The organism is Thermoanaerobacterium aotearoense (genome assembly GCF_009905255.1).
Classification (GTDB): domain Bacteria; phylum Bacillota; class Thermoanaerobacteria; order Thermoanaerobacterales; family Thermoanaerobacteraceae; genus Thermoanaerobacterium; species Thermoanaerobacterium aotearoense.
The window spans coordinates 2,427,127-2,451,812 of record NZ_CP047602.1 but is presented as its reverse complement, the minus strand read 5'-3'; the positions used below and the strand labels follow the sequence as shown (position 1 = coordinate 2,451,812).

Sequence of the window (24,686 nt, the reverse complement as noted above, 5' to 3'; positions counted from 1 at the left end):
CTTAGATGACAAAATACACCCAAAATGATGCGCCTTTATTTGAGGCGCTAAAAAATTATGTAGAGGAAAATGTGTATGCCTTTCACGTTCCCGGGCACAAACATGGGAAGGGAAACAAAGAATTTACCCAGTACGTTGGAAGTGCAGTAATGGGCATTGATGTAAATAGCATGGAAGATTTAGATAATCTCGCAAATCCTGTAAGTGTAATAGAAGAAGCACATAAACTTGCGGCACAAGCATTTGGAGCAGATTATGCCTATTTTTTGGTCAATGGAACTACATCTGGAATACAAGCCATGATAATGGCAGCTACAGAGCCGGGAGATAAGATAATAATGCCGAGAAATGCCCATAAATCAGCTTTTTCAGCTCTCATCCTATCAGGGGCAATACCTGTTTACCTGTATCCTGAAATAGATGAGGATTTGGACGTAGCATTAGGGATTAGTGTTGACAAGGTACAAGAGGCGATTTTAGCTAATCCTGATGCTAAAGCAGTCCTCATACTGAATCCTACATATTACGGCATTACTTCAGAATTGGAAAAAATAATCCATTTGGCACATGAAAATAATATGGCAGTTTTGTGCGATGAGGCACACGGAAGCCATTTTTATTTTCATCCTGATATGCCCCCTGGCGGTATCACACTGGGAGCTGACATTTGTGCTCTTAGCATACATAAAACGGGAGGCTCAATGACACAAAGCTCCCTTCTTTTGTCTAAAGGGGATAGAGTGGAGGTATCTTCAATAAAGTCAATTTTAAACCTTTTACAGTCCACTTCTGCTTCATACGTTTTGATGGCGTCACTGGATGTAGCGAGAAAACAGTTAGCTACTAAAGGTGAAGAAATACTTGCGAAAGTCATCGAACTTTCAGAATACGCTCGCGAGGAAATCAACAAGATAGATGGGTTAAAAGCCATTACCCAGAAAGATATAATGAGCCCATACATGTTGGATCCCACTAAACTTGTCATAAATGTATCAAAGACAGGTATGACGGGATACGAGATAATGAGAGAACTGAGGCTTAAATATCATATTCAATTGGAGATGGCGGATCTTAGCAATATAATGGCAATAATAAGCCTTGGCGATGAAAAAGATGATGTAGAGCATCTAATACGCAGTTTAAAGGAGTTTGTCAGAATGAAGAAAAATCATGATGAAATAACAACAGGAAACATTATAAGGCCAGAAGTCATCGTTGCCCCAAGAGATGCGTATTACAGCAAAAGCAGATCAATTCTTTTGGATGATGCAGAAGGTGAAATATGTGCGGAGATGATTATGGCATATCCGCCGGGTATACCAATGATTTGCCCAGGCGAAAGGATAACAAAAGACATAATTGAAAGGGTAAAGCTGCTTAAAATGCAGCATTGTCAGCTTCAGGGCACGGAAGATCCAAACATAGATCATATAAAAGTTTTGGGACACGTGTATAAAGTTTGATTCTCTACAAAAAATATCTACAAATACTAATTTGTAGAGGAGGAAAGAGATGAAAAACTATTCCGTTTCAAGAGTAAAAGTAGTTTTGCTTATATTAATATTATTTACGACTTTTTGCGTCGAGCTAAGCACGTTAAACATGTCCATGAAGACAATGGCGAATTTGTATTGGGGCAATTCTGGCTCGGATGTATCGAGAGTTCAATCAAGGTTAAAAGATTGGGGATATTACGACGGACCTGTAGATGGATTTTTTGGAGTCAGAACATGGCTGGCTGTGAGAAAATTTCAAGCCAATAATGGACTCAATGTGACTGGAATTGTGGACGATCAGACGAAAGTAGCTTTAGGATTTAATATTAGCAAATATACTTCAATATCAAGCACATACACTCCAGCAACATCTACTACTACAAACGACGATGTATATCTTTTGGCGATGCTTATAAACGGTGAAGCAAGAGGTGAGCCTTTTATAGGTAAAGTAGCCGTTGGAGCAGTTGTGATGAACAGAGTAAGGTCACCGATGTTTCCACATACGATTGCAGGGGTGATTTTCCAACCTGGAGCATTTTCTGCGGTTGATGATGGGCAAATGTGGCTTCCTCCCACTCAGGACTGCATAAGAGCCGCTCAAGATGCAATAGCAGGATGGGATCCAACAGGTGGAGCACTGTACTATTACAATGCATCGAGAGTACAAAATTACTGGATTTTTAACAGGCCAATAATAACGCAGATTGGCAACCATATATTTGCAAGGTAGGTGATGTAAATGAAGAGAATATCGACAGTTGTGATGCTTCTTTTGCTTTTAGTCGTAGGTGCATGGGGGTACAACCAATACATGCAAAAAGTAACATACCATAGATATTTGCAGGCACAATACGATAGATCTTTTTATCAGCTTGTAAACAGCATAGAAAACATAGAAACGTCAACAGGCAAGTTGATGGTTTCATCGCAAGAGAACACGACAATTCCCATTTTAAGCGATGTATGGAGACAGGCGTTTGAAGCGCAGGAGAACTTAAGCCAGCTTCCTATAAGTCAGCCTGAATTAGACAACACTTCAAAATTTTTATCTCAAATCGGCGATTATTCTTACAGCCTTTCAAAAAACGTCGCTGATGGTAAAAAATTGACAGACAAAGATTTAAAGACAATATCAGAGCTACATAATTACGCAGTGTATCTTGGGAAAAGTCTACAGGATTTAAGAAGCAAAATACAAGGCGGGTACGATTTAGACAACTTAAACAAAAAAGGTACTCAAAAGATGAGCCAGATAGACAGCAAAATACTAAATGTGAATATGAATACTGTAAATCAACAGATGTCTAACTATCCAACGCTTATATACGATGGACCCTTTTCTGAAAGCCAGGCAAAGCTGACGCCAAAAGGACTGACTGGCAGCAATGTCTCGTATGATAATGCAGTTTCAATAGCAAAAAGGTTTTTAGGAAGGCCAATATCGTCTGCAATTAAATACAGCCCTAACAATGGAAAGATAGATGCGTATGGAGTAGAATTAAAGCCAACTCAAAATGCTCCTTCTATTTACGTCAATGTAAGCAAGAAGGGTGGGCATGTAATATGGCTTATGGATCAAAGAGCAGTTTCTAAAGTGAATATATCAGAGACACAAGCATTAAATTACGCTATGAAATTTTTAAAATCGCACGGTTTCAGCAACATGGAAAATACTTACTCTATAAAGGCCAATGGAACAGTCCAATTTAATTTTACTCCTGTTCAGGATAACGTTCGAATCTATCCTGACATTGTAAAAGTAAAAATAGCATTGGACAATGGCGATGTAGTAGGTTTTGATGCCACATCATACTATATGTCACACGTTGACAGAAAAATAGAAAAGCCGAAGCTTACGGAGTCTGAAGCGCAAAGCAAGGTCAGCAAGAATTTAAAGATTGAAAGCAGCCGATTGTGCATAATACCGTTAGATGGTGGCAAAGAAGTTTTGGCTTATGAATTTAAGGGAACATACAGCGGCGATACATTTTACGTATACATCAACGCAGAAAATGGCGTCGAGGAGAAGATTTTGAAAGTCATAAAGACAAATCAAGGCAATTTGACGATGTAACTTCTTTTAGAATAAAAAAGTGCTTAGTAGGAAAAATATAAATGGGCCCAAAAGGAGGAATTGAAAATGAGTAGACGTCGCAATAGCCTCATGTCAGATAACCTGAAAGAGGAATTGGCAAAAGAGTTAGGCGTTTACGACATTGTAAAGACTGAAGGTTGGGGAAGTGTATCATCTCGTGACTGCGGCAATCTTGTAAAACTCGCTATCAAGAAAGCCGAGGAAAGTATGGTACAGAACAATAACTTCTAAGTCTCCTCATTAAAGCCCAGAAAGGCCGGGGAAGATAAATTTCTTCTCTGGCCTTTTAATGTTTATAAGGCATGTATTAAAGTTTTTACAAAAAAATTATTTTATACTATTGAAAATATTTTATTATTTGATATAATAAAGACAGATAATTTAAGTGTAACGTTAAACTTTTTGCATGTAGATGAAAGAATTTAAGATAGGATTCAAAATAAAGTTATATCGCGTGCATAATTATACTTTAATTATGGATAAGAGTTCTGATTTTCGCAGTATTTAAATTTCTTATTTTCTTGTAATTCAATTTCTTTTTATTCTCTTATCATATTATGTGTGCGATTATAACCCATTAATTGATTTAGCAAATTTAGAAATAATTACTTAGATTATAAGATGGTATAGATTTATTAATAAGATAGAACATTTAAAAGATTGTTGTGAGAATGATCTATTATACAATTTTTTAATGTAAATGTTAAAGAATTATATAATAAATCATGAAAGGAGGTGTAATTTAAGAAGTTTAACGTTAAATCTCATAAAAAACAATAAAAATAAAAAGAAAGGAGAATAAAATTGAAAAAAATAACCAGATTATTAGTGATTCTTTTGGCATTAATTTTTATACTAACAGGATGTAATACTAATTCATCTATTAATAATAGCACAAATAATAAATCTGAGCAAGCTAAAAAGAAAGTTGTGCTTAAACTGGGAATTTGGCCTGAGGATACATTGACGAATGATATTCAAACATTTAATAAATGGAAGGAAGAGTTTTCTGCTAAATATCCAAATGTTGAAGTAGTACCAGATCATTATAAATATGCTACAGATACATTCGTACCAATGGCTGAAGCGGGTGAAGTTCCAACAATTTTTGAAACATGGTTTACTGAACCACAGAAATTAATATCTGGTGGATTTGTAAAGGATATAACAAATGAATTAAAAGCAAGAGGATGGGATAAACTTATGAATCCATCTATCAAGGACTTGCTTTCAAAGGATGGAAAGATATATGGAATACCGCGGGATGGATATGCTTTAGGATTGTATTTGAATCTTGATTTATTTAAAAAGGCGGGTTTAATTAATTCTGATGGAACAGCGAAATATCCGAAAACTTGGGATGAATTAGCTAATGATGCTAAAATCATAAAAGAAAAAACAGGAAAAGCAGGCTTTTGTTTGTTAGCTAAAGATAATGCGGGTGGTTGGCACTTTTCACAAATTGCATGGGACTTTGGAGCAAAATTAGAAATTCAACGAAATGGAAAATGGTATGCTAATCTTAATTCGCCTGAAGCTATAGCTGCAATGAATTTTGTAAAGGATTTAAAATGGAAATATAATGCTTTAACGGATAATCCGCTAAATGAGGATTGGGCCTCGGGATTTGAAGCTATAGGTACAGGAAGAGCTGCTATGTATCTTGGTGCACAAGATGCGGTGAATCAGCCAACACAAGTAAATGGTTTACCAGTTGATAAATTATCTATAGTACCTGTTCCAGCTGGCCCCGGGGGTCAATATTCGTTAATGGGTGGTACGCCTTATATGTTTAGTGCTAATGCAACGCCTGATGAAATTAATGCTGCTATGAATTTTTTGGAAATAATGGGCAAAGCTCCTGTTGTGACTGACGAATCTATAGCTGGTCTCAAAGCAGATGCAGAGAATAAAGTAAAAAGTGGCGTTCCTGTAATACCGCCATTCCCATTATGGACAGACAGTGCTTATCTTAAAGCGCAAAATGATGTAATATCTCAATACAAAAATGTAAATATGGCACTCTATGATGATTATTACAATTGGATTAAAAAAGAAGGTGTTTTGCATCCGGAAGAACCACAATTAACTCAGGATATGTATTCAGAACTAACAAAGGTTTTACAAGCAGTTCTGACCGATAAAAATGCTAATGTAAATGAGCTTATGAATACAGCTAACAATAATCTTCAAACCTTATTGGATAGCAATATTAATAAGTGAGTTAAGCATAGTTAGAGTACTGTAAATACAGTACTCTAACTATCAAAAAAAGTTATAGGAGGATACCAATGTACAAGTCATATGTTTATAAAAGTGAAATTATGATGCCAACGTCAAACAAACTTAAAAGAAATATTTCTGGATGGTTGATTATGATTCCTAGTTTGTTTTTGTTTGGGTTTTTTGTATGGGGTCCATTATTGGAAAGTATTTATTTATCTTTTTATTCATCTAATGGCATGCGAATTGAAAAATTTGTTGGATTAAGTAATTATATGAGTGTTTTAGAATATCCAGATTTCAAAGCTGCTTTAATAAATACTTTTACCTATACTTTATGGTCTCTTGTGATAGGTTTTTTAGTTCCAATTATAATGGCAATAATTTTAAATGAGGTTATACATTTGAAGGGATTTTTTAGAGTAGCGACGTATCTTCCTAATGTTATTCCCGGATTGGCAATTGCAATGATGTGGACTTTTATTTTTAGACCAAGCAATTCTGGATTGCTTAATATAATATTAAAAATATTTGGAATCGGACCTCAGATGTGGCTTTCAAATCCGAAATGGACAATTCCTTTAATTGTATTTACAATGACTTGGAGAGGAGCGGGTGCGACTGCACTTATTTATCTCGCAGGTTTACAAGGTATTGATTCAGAGCTTTATGAAGCTGCTGCAATTGATGGAGCAAATATTTGGAAACGGTTAATCAATATAACCATTCCCAACATATATAATTTGGCACGTACTTTATTGGTGCTTCAAATATTATCTGTATTTCAAGTATTATATGAACCATTGGTTATGACAAATGGAGGACCTAATAATGCTTCTTTATCTCTTATGCAATTAGTTTATAGGTATGCTTTTGAAAAGTTTGATTATCCAAAAGCCGCATCTGTTTCGGTTGTAATAGGTGTATTACTTATAATTATTACAGCTTTATATAATTTAATTATTAAAGAAAAAGATATGTAGAGGGGAGCAGAGCAGATGGTTAGACTCAGTGAAAAAAATAGTGGCATTATAAGGCAGTTTGACATAAAAAGACGAAATGTGAAAATAGGTTATTATTTTCTCTTTTTGGTATCTTGTATAATGGTTTTTATTGCTTTGATACCGATTATATGGATTCTACTTTCTGGTTTTAAAACTTTAAATGAATTTGTTAATGAATCAACATTTTTACCTAAATCGTATGATATTAAAAATTTTATAAAAACATGGCAATTACTTAAATTTGGGAAGTATTATTTGAATTCATTTTATTCCGTAATAGGGAGTGTGTTTTTTGCTGTAATTTGCAACGGATTACTGGCTTATGATATTTCAAAAATTAAGCCATTTGGTTCAAAATTAATTTTTGCATTGATTATGTGGAGCTTAATGATTCCATCCACGACAAGTATTGTTCCATTATTTGTTAATATAAACAAGATAGGATTGCAAGGTACTTTTATACCATTGTGGTTATCAATGGGGGCTAATGCTTTTTATGTTATTTTATATAAAAATTTTTTTGATTCAATACCTCAATCTCTTGTTGAAGCTGCGAGATTAGATGGATGCAGTGAATTAGGTATATTCTTTAAAATTATATTACCATTAAGTGCTTCAATAAATACAGTTGTTGTAATTTATGCTATTAATGCTGCGTGGTCTGATTTTTTACTTCCGTATCTTGTTTTAAATAATTCTGGATATGAAACTGTGATGGTTCGTTTATTTCAATTTAGGACAAGTATTGCTACTGATGTTGATATTATAAGGGCAATTGTATTTTCAATAATTCCACCTATTATATTATTTGGTTTGTTTCAAAAGTACATTATGGAGGGAATTACTCAGACTGGAATTAAAGGTTAACGAATAGTGAATTTTTATAAAATATAATGATATATAATGATTTTTAAATAGAAAGGTGTGAGTATGTTAGATCAAATTCAGCAAATTAATTTAATTTATAAGTTGCTGAATTTGCTTAAAAGAAGATTATGGGAAGAAAAAAAGATATAGTTACTATAAGAGATATTGCAAAAGAAGCTAATGTAAGTGTTACAACAGTGTCAAATGTTATTCATAGAAATTATGGGCGAGTATCTCAAGAGACTATCAATCGAATAGAAAAAATAATTAAAGAAAAACAGTATATCCCTAATATGTCAGCTCGTTCTTTAGTCAATAATTCATCAAAGATTATTGGGGTTATTAATAATTTAATTCCAGAGATTAATAGCAGTTTTATTCAAGACCCTTTTCATTCTGCGTTTATTGGGGGTATAGAGAAAGAATTTAGCAAAAGTGAGTATTTTACAATGATTCGAACTGTAATGGATAAACAAGAATTAGTTGCGTTATTAAAAAATTGGAATTTAGATGGTATTATTCTAACAGGAGTTTTTGATGATGAGTTTTATCATACGTTAAAAATGTCTGAGATACCTGTAGTATTGATAGATAGTTATATAAAAGATGAAGAAATTTTAAGTGTCGGATTGGAGGATTTTAATGGGGGATATATAGCAACTAAATATTTAATCGAAAATGGTCATAAAAATATTTTATTTGCATCTCCTAAAATCAAAGCGAATGGAGTTGTTGAAGAAAGATTAAAAGGTTATAAAAAAGCTTTATGTGAGGCAGGTTTATTGTTTAATAAAAATAATGTATATGAGTATGAAAAAGCAATAACAATAGATGAATGCATAAAATTGGGACGCAAATTAAGCGAGCGACGTGATATAACAGCAATATTTGCTACTGCTGATATAATGGCAGTTGGAATCATGAGTGGACTTCAAGAAATGGGTGTGCGTATTCCTGATGATATTTCAATAATAGGATTTGATGATTTAGATATTAGTCGTATTACTAGTCCCAGATTGACTACTATTCACCAGGATGCGGAAAAGAAAGGTTTAATTGCAGCAAAAATGATGATAGCGTATCTTAAAGAGCATAATGTTAAGAGCAAAAAGGTTATTTTGCCTGTACATCTTGTAGAAAGAGAAAGTGTACGGAAAATTTTATAAAATGTAATTTACTTAAATATTATTACAAGGAGGAATTAGTTTTGGTTACAAAATTCAACGATGGAGTTGTTGTGAAAAAAAATGGTATAGCATTACAGATAAGGATAATCAATAGCAAAATTATTAATTTTTTTATAACTGATAAGGATGAAAAAAGAAAAGATACAGTTGCAATAGAGAAAAGAGAAGATGATACATTTTGCACTTTTGATATTTCAGAGAATTCAGATTTTATTACAATAAAAACAGAGTCTTTAAATATTATGGTTAATTTAAATGATTTTTCGGTAAAAATTTCAAATACGGAAGGTTTAATAATTAATGAGGATTATAATGGTGGTGTTAGATTCTATAATAATGATATAAGATGTTACAAGAAATTAAATGAAGATCATTATTATGGATTTGGAGAAAAAGCTGGTTATCTTGATAAAAAAGGTGAGTATTTAGAGATGTGGAATACGGATGAACTTATGACACACAATCAAGGTACGAAGCTTCTGTATCAATCATATCCATTTTTTATAGGGTTAAATAAAAAATATACGTATGGTATATTTTTTGATAATAGTTTTCGCTCTTTTTTTGATATGGGTTTTGAAAGTAATGAGTATTATTATTTTGGCGCTAAAGGAGGGCAAATGAATTATTATTTTATATATGGAGAAAGTATAAAAGAAGTAGTAGAAAATTACACTTACCTTACGGGAAAAATTAATATGCCACCAATTTGGTCTCTTGGTAATCAACAGAGTAGATATAGTTATACACCACAAGAAAAAGTTTTGGAAATTGCTAAAACTTTTAGAGAAAAGGGAATTCCATGCGATGTAATTTACCTTGACATAGATTATATGGAAGGATATAGAGTTTTTACTTGGAATAAAGAAGCTTTCTTAAATTATAAAGAAATGCTTCAGAAACTTAAAGAAATGGGGTTTAAAGTTGTAACGATTATAGATCCTGGTATTAAGAAAGATTATGATTATGATATATATAGAGAAGGAATTGAAAATGATTATTTTGTTAAAGATAAATTTGGTATACCTTTTATAGGACATGTATGGCCAGGAGAATCATTATTTCCTGACTTCTTGAGAGATGATGTAAGACATTGGTGGGCAGATAAACTTAGAAGTTTTGTAAATGAAGGCGTAGATGGGATATGGAATGATATGAATGAGCCTTCTGTTTTAGATGGGATTAACAAAACAATGCCAGAAGATAATGTACATTATCTAAATGGGTATAAAATATTGCACAGTGAGGCACATAATGTTTATGCAACATATATGGCAATGGCGACACAAGAGGGATTGTTAAAAGCCAGACCTAATGAAAGACCTTTTATTCTTTCAAGAGCAGCATTTTCTGGAATCCAGAAATATGCTGCGGTTTGGACAGGAGATAATAGGAGTTTGTATGAACACTTACTTTTAATGATGCCAATGATTATGAATTTAGGACTATCTGGTCAGCCTTTTGCAGGATCTGATGTAGGTGGATTTGGAGACGATGGCCAAGAAGAGCTTTTTATAAGATGGATTGAAGCTGGAGTTTTTACACCATTTCTGAGAATACATTCAGCAAATGGGACAAGGCCCCAAGAACCGTGGTCATTTGGGAATAAGTGTGAAGATATATCAAAAAAATATATTAAGATGAGATATGAAATATTACCATATATATATGATTTATTTTATATTGCTTCTCAAAAAGGTTATCCAGTTATGAGGCCATTGGTTTTTGAGTATCAAAATGATGAAAATACACATAATATATATGATGAATTTATGCTTGGAGATAATATGCTTATTGCACCAATTTATTTACCGTCAAAGACGATAAGAGATGTATATTTGCCTAAAGGCATATGGTATGATTATTGGAATGGTAATGAGTTTAAAGGCGAAAAACATTATCTTATAGAAGCACCCATTGACATTATACCACTTTTTGTAAAAGAAGGTTCTATTATACCTAAACAAGATGTGCAAGCATATATAGGCGAAAAACAAATAAATGAACTTATTATAGAATTATATAGCGGTTCATGTGGAGAATACACTCATTATGAGGATGATGGAATATCAGTTAATTATATTCGTGGTGAATATAATTTAACTAATTTTAAATTTAAATATATAAATGGAGTTTTAAAAATATATATAAACAGGATTTATTCAGGATATAAAAATGGAATTAAGAAATATAAATTTATATTTAAAAATTTTGACAAGATCGAAAAAATTTTTGTAAACAACAATGAATATAAAATAGATGATTGTGTTATAGAAATATAAAATTCTTATTAGAATTAAATATACAATATTATAAACAAATAGCAAAATTGCAAAAACCTCTTTCTTGGCTGTAAATAAAACAGTTTGAGAAAGAGATTTTTAATTGTTAAAATAGTATTTTGTAATATTTGGAGTAAGGGCTGATATTGTAAACTACAGTCTTAAAAAATTTTTAGTGCTCAACAAAAATTGTAGACATTTAATAGCAAACGCGATAAAATTATTGTGTAAAAAATGTTTAAAAATAATCAATAATTTGGTAGAGATTTGAGGTGAGTTATATGACAAAGCTGGATCGCCACAACAAGATATTAAAAATCATCAAAGAGAAAGATATTGAGAATCAAGAGGAATTGGTAAATGAATTGCAAAAAGAAGGATTCATTGTGACTCAAGCAACTATATCGAGAGATATAAAAGAACTGAAATTAGTAAAAATATTAAGCAGCGATGGCAAAAAATACAAATACTCCACCAGGGATGTAAATGAGAATATCACATTGGACAAATTTTTATCGCTTCTTTCTAAAGTAATTGTAGATATGGATTATTCAGGCAATATAATTGCTATTAAAACGTTGTCTGGTGCTGCATCCAGTGCCGCTGAAGCCATTGATGAATTGAGCTGGAGTGAAATAGTAGGCACCATTGCAGGAAATAATACTATTTTTGTGCTTATCGATAAAGATGATAATGTAAAAGGAGTCATTGATAAATTAAAAGAAATAGTTGATACGCATACAGGGGAAAATATAAAAAAGTTAAGCTGATTTTTGAAAACAATATAGGAGGCAAAATTAAATGAATTTATTCAGAAAGAAGTCGGCAGATCAACTGCTTGAGACTGCTGAGAAGACAAATTTAAACAAAAAACTCACCGCTATTGATTTGGCTGCATTGGCCATTGGTTCTGTCGTTGGAACAGGAGTGTTTGTGTCGACTGGTGAAGGTGCTTTAAAAGCTGGTCCAGCAGTGATTATCTCGTATATAATTGGTGGCGTTACGGCTGTTTTAGCTGCTTTTATATTTGCAGAGTTGGTCACGATGTTTCCGGTAGCTGGCAGCACGTATACTTATTCTTATGTTGCTTTTGGTGAAATAGTCGCTTGGATAATAGGATGGGATTTACTTCTGGAATATCTTATATCTGCAAGCGCTGTGGCATCAGGGTGGTCTGGTACTTTTATTGGATTTTTAAAAACTCTTGGCATTACATTGCCTAAAGTCATAACTACACCTCCGATTTCTGGCGGCATCATGGATTTGCCCGCAATTTTGATTACTGCGTTTGTGACATGGATTTTGTACGTTGGCGTAAGAGAAAGCGCTACCGTAAATAATTTGATAGTTCTTTTAAAAATTGCAGTTATAGGGTTGTTTGTATTTTTAGGGTTTAGTCACATTAAAATGGCTAATTTCACCCCATTTGCACCGTATGGATTTAAGGGGATAATGACTGCAGCAGCTATCATATTTTTTGCGTATGTAGGATTTGATGCTGTTTCTACTGCAGCCGAGGAGACGAAAAATCCGACAAGAGATGTTCCTTTAGGACTCATGGTGGCTGTGGTATTGATTCTTGTCATATACATGGCGGTTGCCATAACATTGGTTGGTATGGTGCCTTTCAAACACATAGATCCGAACAATGCGCTGCCGGGTGCACTTTTAAGTGTAGGGATTAACTGGGGTTCTGCACTGGTTGCTACAGGTGCTATTGTAGGCATGGTTTCGACGCTTTTAGTGACTTTGTATGGTCAGATAAGGATTTTTATGGTGATGGCCCGTGATGGCCTTTTGCCAGATGTTTTTTCAAGGGTTCATCCAAAGTATAAGACGCCACATGTAAATACGTTAATAACATGTGTTTTAACCGCTATTATTGCGGGGTTCCTCCCATTAGACGAAATAATTGAGCTTACAAACATCGGTACATTAAGCGCTTTTATCATTGTATCGATTGGCATATTGGTGCTAAGAGTAAAGATGCCAAACGCCGAAAGGAAGTTTAAAGTGCCATTTGTGTGGATTGTAGCGCCACTTACGATGATATTTAGCTTATATCTTATTGTCAACCTTCCGATGGTGACACTTGCAAGATTTGTCATATGGATGATAGTAGGTTTGATCATTTATTTCGCATACAGCAGATATCACAGCACTTTAAATGTAAGATGAGGAAATCAAAAATTTTTCTTAATGAGAATAACCGGGATTAAAACCTGGTTATTTTTTTATAAAAAATTTAAATTAATATTTTATGCAGTGTATGTATAAAAGTTTGTATAAGATTGTATATTTTATAACAATTAGCGACATTAAAAGACATTTATGAATAAAAATCAATCAGTATGCAAGTAAAAATTCATTATTTTTTATAAAAATCGGATAAATACATAAATTTCAGAGAATATACGCATATTTAAGAGGCAAATCGTTATTTTTCTTAGAGAAAACCATATCATATAAAATTAAAATATTTTAAGATTATTGCTATTTTATTGGATGAGCGTTTTAGATGTATAATTGCGGTGAACAGATGATGATAAATAAATTTAGAAATGGAGGTAACAATATGGAATCCTGTGTCAGTATCGATTCTTTGAGCATAAACGTCTATTCAGAAATAGGCGTATTAAAAAAAGTTTTACTACACAGACCTGGGAAAGAAATTGAAAATTTAGTTCCAGACTATTTAGGAAGGCTTTTGTTTGATGATATACCATATCTCAAGGTGGCTCAGCAAGAACATGATAAATTTTCAGATGTATTGCGAGAAAATGGAGTAGAGGTAGTGTACGTTGAAAATTTGATAGCAGATGTCTTAAATGACGATGATATCAAAAATGAGTTCGTTGAAGAATTTTTAAATGAAAGTGGCATAATTTTACCTGTTTTAAAGGATGCATTGAAAGAATACCTTCTTAGCATGAATACAGAAGAAATGATTGACACGATAATTGCTGGAATACGAAAAGATGATGTAAAGCTTAAAAAGGTCAATTCTCTTTCAGGCATAATTAAAGATGATTATCCATTTTACCTTGATCCGATGCCAAATCTATACTTTACAAGAGATATCGGCGCTTCAATTGGAAACGGCCTTTCTATAAGCAGAATGAAAACTGAAGCCAGAAGGAGAGAAACACTTTTTATAAAGTACATCCATAAATATCATGATCTTTTTAAAGATGCAAACATTCCTCTTTGGTACGACAGGACAATGCCTTTTTCCATCGAAGGTGGGGATGAACTGATATTGTCAGATGAAGTGATGGCAATAGGCTGCAGCGAAAGGACATCGTCGGAAGCAATTGAAATTTTAGCTAAAAACTTGCTAAACGGCGATACAAGCTTTAAAAAGATATTAGTCTTTGAAATCCCCAAAGCCCGTTCCTTTATGCACTTAGATACTGTATTTACAATGGTTGATTACGACAAATTTACAATACATTCAGGCATACAAGGAAATCTCAATGTCTATGAAATTTCAAGCGGAAGTGATGGTACTCTTAAGTACAGGAATGATACTAATTCACTTGAAAACATTTTAAGCAACGCATTGGGACTGGATTATGTCGAGCTCATAAAATGTGGAGGCGGTGATCCAATAATTTCAGGCAGAGAACAATGGAATGATGGATCTAATACGCTGGCGATAGCACCTGGTGTTGTCGTAACATACGAAAGAAACTACGTATCTAATGAATTGTTGGAAAAGAAAGGCATTAAAGTTTTGAGAATACCAAGTGCAGAGCTTTCAAGAGGTAGAGGCGGCCCAAGATGTATGAGCATGCCTCTCGTTAGAGAAAATTTAAGATAAAAACTAAAAGATTTGAGGAGGAATTATTATGCCAATAAACTTAAAAGGAAGAAGCTTTTTAACACTTAAAGATTTTGCAACAGAAGAAATAAGGTATTTGTTGGATCTTTCACGCGATTTAAAAGCAAAAAAGAGAAAGGGCCTGAAAGATAAACTTCTTGACGGGAAAAATATCGTCCTCTTGTTTGAAAAGACATCTACAAGGACAAGATGTGCGTTTGAAGTGGCTGCATTAGATGAAGGAGCGCATGTGACATACTTGGATATGAACAGCTCTCAGATGGGTAAGAAAGAATCGCTGGAAGATACGGCAAAGGTTCTCGGCAGGTTCTATGATGGAATCGAGTATAGAGGTTTTGAGCAAAAGGTCGTTGAAGACCTTGCGAAATACTCTGGAGTTCCTGTGTTTAATGGGCTTACAGATGTTGACCATCCTACACAGATACTGGCAGATATGCTTACGATTGAAGAACATGTAGCAAAACCGCTTGACAAAGTAAAGATAGTTTTTGTGGGTGATACAAGAAACAACATGTCTTATGCATGGCTTTATGGTTGTGCAAAAATGGGAATGCATTTTGTGGCATACGGACCTAAAGAACTGTGGCCAGATAGTTCTGTCCTTGATGAGGCAAATAAAATTGCAGAGAAAACTGGCGCTATACTTGAAGTTACGGATGATATTGAAAAAATAAAAGGTGCTGATGTCATATACACTGATATATGGGCTTCAATGGGTGAAGAAGATAAACTTGCTGACAGAGTAAAGCTGCTTACACCTTTTAGAGTTGATATGGAGATGTTAAAAGCTACACAGAATCCAGAAGTCATATTCATGCATTGTTTGCCATCTTTCCACGATTTTGAGACGACAATGGCTAAGAATGCGAAAGAGAAAATGAATCTCGACATTAGAGAAGTTACTGACGAAGTTTTCAGAAGCAAACATTCGGTTGTTTTCGATGAGGCAGAAAATAGAATGCACACAATTAAAGCAGTGATGGTTGCTACTCTATGATGCATCTTACAATGGGTTAGGTTACATACCTATCCCATTGTAAAAATAAATGTATAGGAGGGAAATATATGGAAGGTAGTGTTGGGAAGCAAAAAAAGTTGGGGCTGATGCTTTTAATAGCATTGGGTGTGGGTTCGATGATCGGTGGAGGTATATTCAATAGCCCTACTGATCTCATAGGTGTGTCAAATCCGCAGTCAGCTCTCATTGCGTGGCTGATTGGAGGCGTTGGCATAGTATCGTTAGCGCTGGTGTTTCAGATGCTGGCAAATAAAAGACCAAGTTTGACAGGTGGTATTTATTCTTACGCAAGAGCAGGTTTTGGAGAATTTGTAGGGTTTAATTCTGCATGGGGTTACTGGCTAAGCGCATGGCTTGGCAACGTGGCATTTTTGGTTTTGCTTTTCAAAACATTTAATAGCTTGCTTGGAAAAGGACATGAGTTAAAACCAGTAGTTACTTTCATAGTCGCTTCGATTTTGCTTTGGATAATACATTATATCATTACAAGGGGAATCAAAGATGCTGGTGTTGTAAATGCGATTGTAACAGTTGCAAAGCTGCTTCCATTGATTTTAGTCATCGTATTTGGATTGATAGTTTTCAAGGTTCCAATATTTAATGTGCACAACTGGACGACGACACTTGCATCCGATGGCAGTGCAAGTAGCTTAATAGGACAGATAAAAGGTGCCATGGGAACCATATTGTGGTGCTTTATAGGCGTTGAAGCCGCAACAGTATTGTCCGAAAGAGCTGAGTCTCAGAAGATAGTTGGTAAAGCAACAGTCTTAAGCATTTTGATTACGCTTTTGATTTACATGCTTATATCGACTATTGCAATGGGCGTTGTGCCTGCAAAGGTTTTAGCAAAAGCCAGCACTCCATTGGCAAATGTACTTCAAGCCACCATATTAGGCGGAGCCGGTGGAGTTATCGTAAAGCTTGGTCTTATAGTATCACTTTTAGGTGCAACTTTAAGCTGGATATTGTTAGCTGCAGAAATTCCTTATGTGGCGGCAAAAGATGGGGTTATGCCTAAGTGGTTTTCTAAAGAAAATAAAAACGGAGTGCCGATAAATTCGCTTATTTTGACAAATGTATTGACACAAATATTTTTAGTGTCGTTGTTATCTGATAAATTACAATCTGCATACTACACATTGTATTATATGGCAACTACATTGATACTTGTACCATACCTTTTTTCAGCACTGTTTTCTCTAAAAGTATGTAATGAAGACAAATCTTTGGTCGCTGATACGATAATTTCTTTGATAGCTACTATATATTCTTTGTACGTGATTTATGCTGTAGGCATATCGTATTTAGGTCTTGCATTCATAATGTACGCGATAGGTATAATTCCTTACTATATTGCTAAAAGAGAGAGAGGAGAAAAAGTCAGTAAGGCTGAAGTCATTTCTATGGCAATAATGATTTTAATAGCAATAGTGATGATTTATGAAGTTGCAACAGGAAAAATAACACCTTAGAGAGGAGAAAATAATATGGCAAGAATTGTTGTAGCACTTGGAGGAAATGCACTTCAAGAAAATCCTAAAGATACATCTGCAGAAGCACAGCTTAATACAGCACATAGCACTGCAAAAGCAATTGTGGATCTCATAGAAGATGGACATGAGGTTATTATTTCTCATGGCAATGGACCGCAGGTAGGACAAATTGTATCAACGTATGAAACAGCTAATTCTGTAAATAAGAATATACCTGTTATGCCTTTCCCTGAATGCGGTGCATTCAGCCAAGGGTACATTGGGTACCACTTGCAACAGGCGATTAGAGACGAGATGGTTAAAAGAGGCATCAATAAAGACGTTGCATCTGTTGTTACGCAAGTAGTTGTTGATAAGGATGATCCGGCTTTTAAAAATCCTACAAAACCTGTTGGATCTTTCTTCACAGAGGAACAAGCTAAAAAATTGATGGAAGAAAAAGGATACGTAATGAAAGAAGATGCTGGCAGAGGTTTCAGGAGAGTTGTCGCATCACCGATGCCGAAAAAGATCGTGGAAGAGGAATTGATAAAAACGATTGTCAGTGCAGGTCATGTGGTTATTGCTGTAGGCGGTGGTGGCGTGCCGGTAATTGAGAATGAAGATGGAAGCTTAAAAGGTGTTCCAGCAGTTATAGATAAGGATCTGGCTTCTGAAAAATTAGCTGAAATTTTAAATGCTGATATTCTCATGATACTTACGGCAGTGGAACAAGTCGCCATAAACTTCAATAAGCCAGACCAAAAGAATTTATCGCTGCTGACGGTAGAAGAAGCCAAAAGATATATGGAAGAAGGACATTTTGCAGAAGGCTCAATGCTGCCTAAAGTCAAAGCGGCAATGATGTTTGCAGAATCTAAGATGGGAAGAAAGTCGATAATAGCATCATTAAGCAAGGCGAAATTGGCAGTAATGGGCAGAAGCGGAACTTCCATAATCTTAAGTCCTGTTGTCGAAAGAAAACTTGCTGATTTAAAAGCTTAAAAGATATTATATCAAGTGCTATGGATACTTACAAAGGCGGTTTTGATAATTATGGTTTATAATCAAAAGGCTTTGAGACAATCAAAGATAATCGAGATAATAAGAAAAAAGGAAATAATAAACCAAAGACAGCTTATAGAGGAGCTTAAGCTAAATAAAATTATAGCTACACAGTCCACAATTTCACAAGATATTAAAGAGCTAAGGTTGATAAAAGTTCCAAGCACTGATATGAAATCATACAAGTATGCTTTTAATGAAGACTGCAGTCTTCCCAAAAATAATTTCTTAAAATCCATAGTTGATATTAAATGCAATGGGAATATCATTGTCATAAAGACACTGTCTGGAGCCGCATCTGCTGTAGCCGAGATGATAGATCTATTAAAGTGCGATGACATCGTTGGCTCTGTAGCTGGTGACAATACGATTTTTATATTGGTAAGAAAAGCAAGCAGCACAGTGGCTAAAGAGATTTTCAAAAGTGAAGTGACAAATTAAAATATTAAGGCGGATTTATCCGCCTTAATATTTTATCCTATTGAAAACTTTAGCTTGAATCCATATTTCTAAAAGGTTAGAATATAATTAATGAACAATACATAATTAATTATATGTATACTATTTGAAAGGAATGAATTCTTTTATGGATAAGCTTAAAGTAGCTGTATTGTTTGGGGGGCAGTCTGGAGAACATGAAGTTTCAAGGGTTTCAGCCACTTCTATAATTAACAATATAGATAGAGAAAAGTACGAAGTCTACATGGTAGGCATAACGAAAAATGGTCAATGGTATTTATACAGTGGAGATGTCCACAAGATCGCCACAGGCGAATGGGAAAAAGAAGCTGTGCCTGCTTTGATAGGACCTTCTACTAAGTACAAGGGGATAATCGCATTTAAAGACGGGAGCTACGAATTTTATCCCATTGATGTAGTTTTTCCAGTTTTGCATGGGCCCAATGGAGAAGATGGAACGGTACAGGGCCTTTTGGAGCTTCTTGAGATGCCGTATGTGGGGCCTAACGTGCTTTCGTCATCGTTGTGTATGGATAAGGTCTTTTCAAAGAGGATTTTTTTGGAGTCTGGCATACCTACGCCGAAGTTTACAGTCGTATACAGAAAAGATGTAAATGATGCAGAGAAGTATGAATATATAAAAAGCGAAATATTAGAAAAGATTGGATATCCTTGTTTTGTAAAGCCGGCAAACATGGGTTCAAGTGTTGGAATAACAAAAGTTCACAATGAAGGCGAGCTGTTTGATGCCTTGAAAATTGCTGCAAAGTATGATAGAAAGATTATTGTAGAAGAAGGCATTGATGCAAGAGAAATTGAGTGCTCCGTTTTAGGCAATGACAATCCAGAAGCGTCTGTCGCTGGCGAGATTGTTCCGGCACATGAATTTTACGATTACGATGCAAAGTATTTTGATGAAGCATCAAAACTTTTCATTCCGGCGCCTATACCTGATGCTAAGATGGAGGAGATAAGAGATTTGGCAATAAAAGCGTATACGGCATTAGACGTGAGGGGAATGGCCAGAGTAGACTTTTTGATGGACAAAAATACGGGTAAAGTCTACTTGAATGAATTAAATACGATTCCAGGATTTACCCAAATCAGCATGTATCCTAAGCTCTGGGAGGCATCGGGAAAGCCATACAGCAAATTGATTGATGAGCTTATACAATTGGCTTTATCTGCTTACAATGAGAAATGTACAAACTGGTAAAGGGGAGTTTAGCTTGAAAAAAGCTTTGATTACGGTCAAAGGCACACAGAAAAATGCGCAAAATGAGACAGATACGATAGAGCTTATAACAGAGGGTGAATTTTTGAAAAAAGGCGAATACTACTATATAAAGTATGATGAGTCTGAGCTTTCTGGCTTGGATAAGACGACGACTACGTTGAAAGTTGGCGAAGATTTAGTAATCTTAATGAGATTTGGAGACAATCAATCAAAGATGGTATTTGAAAAGAACACAAGGCATGAATCAAACTATGTGACTCCTTTTGGCAATATAATGCTTGGTGTAAAATCTGATGAAATCAAAGTAAATTTGACGGAAAACGGTGGAGAGTTAAAACTCAAATATGCCATCGACTTAGATAAAAGAGTATTAAGCGATAACGAACTACATTTAACAGTGCGGGAGGTTAATTAATTTGGATAATATCGTACAAAAGGTAAAAGATGAGATAACTGAAATAGTGATAAACTCTATAGAGGAAGCCAGAAAAAACGGCCTTTTAAATATTGAAGAAATTCCATCAGTGGAAATAGAGGAGCCTAAAGAAAAACAATTTGGAGATTTGGCTGTAAATACAGCCATGATAATGGCGAAATCTGCAAAGATGCCGCCGAGAAAAATCGCAGAATTAATTAAAGATGGACTTAAGCTTGAAGGCACTATGATTGAAAAGGTGGAAATAGCCGGTCCAGGGTTTATGAATTTTTACTTAAATGATGATTATAGCGTTGAAGCATTGATGCTTATAAAAGAAAAAGGCTCAGATTACGGCAGAGTAAATATCGGAAATGGCAAAAAAGTTCAAGTGGAGTTTGTATCAGCAAATCCAACGGGACCCATGCACATGGGAAATGCCAGAGGCGGCGCATTAGGTGACGCCCTATCATCTATATTGGACTATGCAGGATATGATGTTACGAGGGAGTTTTACATAAACGATGCTGGCAACCAAATAGAGAAATTTGGCTTGTCATTGGAAGCGCGCTATTTGCAATTATTGGGTGAAGATGCCGAAGTGCCTGAAGGTGGCTATCACGGCGACGACATAATTGAAAGAGCGAAAGAGTTTTTAGAATTATACGGTGATAAGTACAAAGATGCAGATCCAGAGGATAGGAGAAAAGCATTAATACAGTATGGGCTTAAAAAGAACATAGCTAAACTTAAAGAGGACCTTGAAGCGTACGGGATAGAGTACGACGTATGGTTTTCTGAAAATACACTGCATGAAAGCGGTGAGGTAGAATCAGTCATAAAAGAACTTAAGGAAAAAGGCTATACGTATGAGAAAGATGGTGCTCTTTGGTTTAAAGAGACGCTTTTTGGCGCTGAAAAAGACGATGTTTTGGTAAGGGCTAATGGTTTTCCCACATATTTAGCATCTGATATAGCCTATCACAAGAATAAATTTGTGACTCGTGGCTTTGATTGGGTCATCGACATATGGGGTGCCGATCATCACGGACATGTAGCACCGATGAAGGGTGCCATGAAAGCATTAGGCATTGATCCCGATAGGCTTGACGTGCTTTTGATGCAGCTTGTAAGGCTTATGAAGGGCAAAGAAGTAGTGAGGATGTCAAAAAGGACAGGCAAAATGGTGACATTGAGAGATTTGATTGATGAAGTCGGCAAAGATGCTGCAAGATTTTTCTTTAATATGCGTTCAGCAGACAGTGCTGTTGACTTTGACATGGACTTGGCTGTTGAGCAGTCGAATGAGAATCCAGTTTTTTACGTTCAATACGCCCATGCCAGAATATGTTCTATATTGAGGCAATTGAAGGAAGACGGGATTGATACAGACAATTTAAAAGAAGTCAACTTAAAATTGTTGAAAGAAGAGGCAGAAATCAGTTTGATTAAAAAATTGGCGTATCTGCCGGAGGAAATTACAATAGCAGCAAATACCATGGCTCCTCACAGGATTACGCGGTATATACTCGATGTGGCATCACTGTTTCACACTTTTTACAATAGCTGCAGGGTAAGAGGCGTTGACGAAGAACTGATGAAAGCAAGGATAGTTTTAATCGATGCCACAAGAATTGTAATAAAGAACGTACTTGATATGCTGAAGATAACAGCACCAGAGAAAATGTAAAGGCGGGTAATCCGCCTAATATTTTTATGGAGATTAGGCTATCCAGATGAGATTTATGATAAAGCTATGAATCGTGCCAATGATGTTAATATAGGATAGGATAATGTGTTATAATATGGCATAGGAGGTGTTAATGTGAAAATAAGGTATTTTGGACATTCCTGCTTTAAAATAGTGTCAGAAAATGGCACAAGCGTAGTGACAGATCCGTTTGATAAGACTGTAGGATACCCGCTGCCTGAAACAGAAGCCGATATTGTGACATCATCCCATTCTCATTTTGACCACAATTACTTTAAAGCCGTAAAAGGAGATTATAAGATCGTAAATACTCCTGGTGAGCACGATGTGAAAGGTGTTCATATAAAAGGAGTAAGCGTGTTTCACGATGACGAGCATGGGGCTAAAAGGGGCAAAAACATTATATTCGTGATCGAAGTTGATGGCATAAAGGTGTGCCATGCAGGAGATCTTGGACATATACTTACAGACGATATGATAAAAGACATAGGAGATATAGATGTATTGATGGTGCCGATTGGCGGGTATTACACGATTGATGACAGGCAAGCGGTAAAAGTAGTTGAACAGCTTAAGCCAAAGTTGACCATTGCGATGCACTATAGGACAAGCAACGTTGATTTTCCAATTGAAACAGAGGATAATTTCTTGAAGATGACAGGCGGACAAAAGATTCAATCCAATGAAATCGAAATTGACAAAAATTATTTAGAAGGCAGAAAAGAAGTAATCGCTTTGAATTATAAAAATTCCTAAATTTACCACATGCTTTTAAGTATATTATGTTGTAATCGGGACAATATAATATCGTAAGGTTCGCAATGGTTGAGCCAAGATCATCTAAGGACGAAAGTTCTTAGATGATCGGCCAAAGATTGATATTGGATCTAATGGTCCAATATCAGTCGGCGGGCAGACTGTAATATGTCTTGTAAGGCTTTATATTAGTCATAGAGATTAATATAAGGTTAAAAGAGATGTATTATAGTCGAGCTAAGATCATTATAAGTTCCGCAGGCCAGATGTATAGCTTAATGTTGTACTTAGGTTGGAGGTCTAATATAGTCGAGAGATTATATTAGGTTTCTAAGGTATTTATAATGGTCGAGCAAAGGTCTATATAGGTTTTGAGATGCTTGTATTAAGTCATAAGGTTTGATTTAATACAGGTGTGCAAAGATTTATATAGGCTGAAGCGAAGATCATTGCGAGCCTTTTTATATATAATCATGGAGACGGTTATCGCCGTCTCTTTTTTTGTGACAAAAGTCATATACAAGTAGTGACTTTTTGTACTTAATAAAGATCAATTTTTGTTATATGATTTAAACGTAAGATTCAAATAAAGGAGAATGTTTATGAAAGCTGTGAAATTTGAAAGATTGACCAAAAGATTTGGGGACTTAGTGGCACTTGACAATGTAAATCTTGAAATTGAAGAAGGAGAGATTTACGGCTTTTTAGGTCCAAATGGTGCCGGTAAAAGTACAGCTATAAATATAATATGCGGGCTTTTGAAGATGGACAGCGGAAAAGTCTATGTGATGGAGAGGGACATAAAAAGAGAGCCTGATTTCGCTAAAATGAATATTGGCGTTGTGCCACAGGATATTGCTATCTATGGAGAACTGTCCGCATACGAAAATGTAAGCTTTTTTGCAAGTCTTTACGGACTTAAAGGCAGGGAACTTAAAGAAAGTGTTGACATGGCGTTGGAATTCGTAGGTCTACAAGACAAAGCAAATTGGCTGGCAAATAAATTTTCGGGAGGAATGAAAAGGCGACTTAATATAGCATGTGCGATAGCGCATAAGCCGAAGATAATAATATTGGACGAACCTACAGTCGGCATAGATCCTCAATCAAGAAATCATATTTTAGAATCTGTGAAAAAGCTAAATGAGATGGGAAGCACTGTAATATACACAAGCCATTACATGGAGGAAGTTGAAGCCGTATGCACGAAAATCTCCATAATTGATCATGGAAAGATAATTGCCGAGGGCACTAAAGAAGAACTTAAATCAATCATTACAGATGCGAATACGGTGATGATAACTGTCACTTCAGTGGCGAATATAGATGAAAACAAACTTAAAGCTATTAACGGAGTAAAAAGCATTGATATAGATGAAAATACGGTAAAAATCGTAAGCTATAGGGATGTTAGCAACCTTGACAAGATAATTCACTACTTTACGTCTGATGGCATAGCTATCAAAAACATTGAGACACAGACGCCTGATTTAGAAACGGTGTTTCTGACGCTTACAGGTAGAAAATTAAGAGATTAAGGTGGATTGAT

21 protein-coding genes are annotated in these 24,686 nt (G+C 35.1%); all 21 read left to right on the top strand.

The features are described 5' to 3' along the window. The first annotated feature begins 5 nt into the window (after positions 1-5). The 21 genes from GSH73_RS12255 (at position 6) to GSH73_RS12155 (ending at position 24,675) form a co-directional block, all read left to right on the top strand. Complete coding sequence (locus tag GSH73_RS12255; protein ID WP_014757684.1) at positions 6-1,463, top strand: aminotransferase class I/II-fold pyridoxal phosphate-dependent enzyme; 1,458 nt, start codon at positions 6-8, stop codon at positions 1,461-1,463. A gap of 49 nt (positions 1,464-1,512) precedes the next feature. Continuing rightward, positions 1,513-2,229 carry a spore cortex-lytic enzyme gene (sleB, locus tag GSH73_RS12250; protein WP_014757685.1) on the top strand — a complete coding sequence of 239 codons (717 nt, stop codon included), beginning with the start codon at positions 1,513-1,515 and terminating at the stop codon, positions 2,227-2,229. A 9-nt stretch (positions 2,230-2,238) separates the two neighbouring features. Then, entirely contained in the window at positions 2,239-3,573 is a 1,335-nt protein-coding gene (gene ypeB, locus GSH73_RS12245; protein WP_014757686.1) for a germination protein YpeB, read from the top strand. Between the two features lie 66 nt (positions 3,574-3,639). After that, a complete protein-coding gene (locus GSH73_RS12240) occupies positions 3,640-3,825 on the top strand; it encodes a small, acid-soluble spore protein, alpha/beta type (protein WP_013786991.1) in 186 nt (61 codons plus the stop codon). Between the two features lie 573 nt (positions 3,826-4,398). Further along, complete coding sequence (locus GSH73_RS12235) at positions 4,399-5,817, top strand: ABC transporter substrate-binding protein (RefSeq protein WP_014757687.1); 1,419 nt, start codon at positions 4,399-4,401, stop codon at positions 5,815-5,817. A gap of 68 nt (positions 5,818-5,885) precedes the next feature. Next, positions 5,886-6,800 carry a carbohydrate ABC transporter permease gene (locus tag GSH73_RS12230; RefSeq protein ID WP_014757688.1) on the top strand — a complete coding sequence of 305 codons (915 nt, stop codon included), beginning with the start codon at positions 5,886-5,888 and terminating at the stop codon, positions 6,798-6,800. Between the two features lie 15 nt (positions 6,801-6,815). After that, a complete protein-coding gene (locus tag GSH73_RS12225) occupies positions 6,816-7,688 on the top strand; it encodes a carbohydrate ABC transporter permease (RefSeq protein ID WP_014757689.1) in 873 nt (290 codons plus the stop codon). A 128-nt stretch (positions 7,689-7,816) separates the two neighbouring features. Then, positions 7,817-8,854, top strand: coding sequence for a LacI family DNA-binding transcriptional regulator (locus tag GSH73_RS12220; RefSeq protein WP_014757690.1), 1,038 nt, complete (start codon positions 7,817-7,819; stop codon positions 8,852-8,854). Positions 8,855-8,895: 41 nt separating this feature from the next. Continuing rightward, positions 8,896-11,157, top strand: a complete 2,262-nt coding sequence (locus tag GSH73_RS12215; protein ID WP_014757691.1) for a glycoside hydrolase family 31 protein — start codon at positions 8,896-8,898, stop codon at positions 11,155-11,157. A 281-nt stretch (positions 11,158-11,438) separates the two neighbouring features. Beyond that, positions 11,439-11,927, top strand: coding sequence for an arginine repressor (locus tag GSH73_RS12210; RefSeq protein ID WP_014757692.1), 489 nt, complete (start codon positions 11,439-11,441; stop codon positions 11,925-11,927). A 31-nt stretch (positions 11,928-11,958) separates the two neighbouring features. Then, a complete protein-coding gene (locus GSH73_RS12205) occupies positions 11,959-13,335 on the top strand; it encodes an amino acid permease (protein WP_014757693.1) in 1,377 nt (458 codons plus the stop codon). A gap of 397 nt (positions 13,336-13,732) precedes the next feature. Further along, positions 13,733-14,980 carry an arginine deiminase gene (arcA, locus tag GSH73_RS12200; RefSeq protein ID WP_014757694.1) on the top strand — a complete coding sequence of 416 codons (1,248 nt, stop codon included), beginning with the start codon at positions 13,733-13,735 and terminating at the stop codon, positions 14,978-14,980. A gap of 28 nt (positions 14,981-15,008) precedes the next feature. Continuing rightward, positions 15,009-15,998 carry an ornithine carbamoyltransferase gene (argF, locus tag GSH73_RS12195; protein WP_014757695.1) on the top strand — a complete coding sequence of 330 codons (990 nt, stop codon included), beginning with the start codon at positions 15,009-15,011 and terminating at the stop codon, positions 15,996-15,998. A gap of 68 nt (positions 15,999-16,066) precedes the next feature. After that, entirely contained in the window at positions 16,067-17,494 is a 1,428-nt protein-coding gene (locus tag GSH73_RS12190; protein WP_014757696.1) for a basic amino acid/polyamine antiporter, read from the top strand. Positions 17,495-17,509: 15 nt separating this feature from the next. Next, positions 17,510-18,499, top strand: coding sequence for a carbamate kinase (arcC, locus tag GSH73_RS12185; protein ID WP_014757697.1), 990 nt, complete (start codon positions 17,510-17,512; stop codon positions 18,497-18,499). Between the two features lie 51 nt (positions 18,500-18,550). Then, positions 18,551-19,000 (top strand): arginine repressor, encoded by a 450-nt coding sequence (locus tag GSH73_RS12180; protein WP_014757698.1) that lies wholly within the window; start codon positions 18,551-18,553, stop codon positions 18,998-19,000. Positions 19,001-19,145: 145 nt separating this feature from the next. Beyond that, positions 19,146-20,234: a D-alanine--D-alanine ligase family protein gene (locus GSH73_RS12175; RefSeq protein WP_014757699.1), complete on the top strand. Its 1,089-nt coding sequence runs from the start codon at positions 19,146-19,148 to the stop codon at positions 20,232-20,234. Between the two features lie 13 nt (positions 20,235-20,247). Then, the gene (locus GSH73_RS12170; RefSeq protein WP_014757700.1) at positions 20,248-20,670 is read left to right on the top strand and encodes a YwiB family protein; all 423 of its coding nucleotides are present in this window, start codon (positions 20,248-20,250) and stop codon (positions 20,668-20,670) included. A 1-nt stretch (position 20,671) separates the two neighbouring features. Further along, positions 20,672-22,360: an arginine--tRNA ligase gene (argS, locus tag GSH73_RS12165; protein WP_014757701.1), complete on the top strand. Its 1,689-nt coding sequence runs from the start codon at positions 20,672-20,674 to the stop codon at positions 22,358-22,360. A 135-nt stretch (positions 22,361-22,495) separates the two neighbouring features. After that, complete coding sequence (locus GSH73_RS12160) at positions 22,496-23,137, top strand: MBL fold metallo-hydrolase (RefSeq protein WP_014757702.1); 642 nt, start codon at positions 22,496-22,498, stop codon at positions 23,135-23,137. 602 nt (positions 23,138-23,739) lie between these two features. After that, on the top strand, positions 23,740-24,675 hold the full coding sequence (locus tag GSH73_RS12155) for an ABC transporter ATP-binding protein (RefSeq protein WP_014757703.1): 936 nt from the start codon (positions 23,740-23,742) through the stop codon (positions 24,673-24,675). Positions 24,676-24,686 lie beyond the last annotated feature (11 nt).

Bases quoted from the DNA above. Each gene is read 5' to 3' on its own strand.
- arcC (WP_014757697.1), top strand. From the start codon at position 17,510: ATGGCAAGAATTGTTGTAGCACTTGGAGGAAATGCACTTCAAGAAAAT.
- GSH73_RS12210 (WP_014757692.1), top strand. From the start codon at position 11,439: ATGACAAAGCTGGATCGCCACAACAAGATATTAAAAATCATCAAAGAG.
- GSH73_RS12230 (WP_014757688.1), top strand. From the start codon at position 5,886: ATGTACAAGTCATATGTTTATAAAAGTGAAATTATGATGCCAACGTCA.
- arcA (WP_014757694.1), top strand. From the start codon at position 13,733: ATGGAATCCTGTGTCAGTATCGATTCTTTGAGCATAAACGTCTATTCA.
- GSH73_RS12175 (WP_014757699.1), top strand. From the start codon at position 19,146: ATGGATAAGCTTAAAGTAGCTGTATTGTTTGGGGGGCAGTCTGGAGAA.
- sleB (WP_014757685.1), top strand. From the start codon at position 1,513: ATGAAAAACTATTCCGTTTCAAGAGTAAAAGTAGTTTTGCTTATATTA.
- GSH73_RS12205 (WP_014757693.1), top strand. From the start codon at position 11,959: ATGAATTTATTCAGAAAGAAGTCGGCAGATCAACTGCTTGAGACTGCT.
- ypeB (WP_014757686.1), top strand. From the start codon at position 2,239: ATGAAGAGAATATCGACAGTTGTGATGCTTCTTTTGCTTTTAGTCGTA.
- GSH73_RS12240 (WP_013786991.1), top strand. From the start codon at position 3,640: ATGAGTAGACGTCGCAATAGCCTCATGTCAGATAACCTGAAAGAGGAA.
- GSH73_RS12190 (WP_014757696.1), top strand. From the start codon at position 16,067: ATGGAAGGTAGTGTTGGGAAGCAAAAAAAGTTGGGGCTGATGCTTTTA.
- GSH73_RS12220 (WP_014757690.1), top strand. From the start codon at position 7,817: ATGGGAAGAAAAAAAGATATAGTTACTATAAGAGATATTGCAAAAGAA.
- argF (WP_014757695.1), top strand. From the start codon at position 15,009: ATGCCAATAAACTTAAAAGGAAGAAGCTTTTTAACACTTAAAGATTTT.
- GSH73_RS12255 (WP_014757684.1), top strand. From the start codon at position 6: ATGACAAAATACACCCAAAATGATGCGCCTTTATTTGAGGCGCTAAAA.
- GSH73_RS12225 (WP_014757689.1), top strand. From the start codon at position 6,816: ATGGTTAGACTCAGTGAAAAAAATAGTGGCATTATAAGGCAGTTTGAC.
- GSH73_RS12180 (WP_014757698.1), top strand. From the start codon at position 18,551: ATGGTTTATAATCAAAAGGCTTTGAGACAATCAAAGATAATCGAGATA.
- GSH73_RS12155 (WP_014757703.1), top strand. From the start codon at position 23,740: ATGAAAGCTGTGAAATTTGAAAGATTGACCAAAAGATTTGGGGACTTA.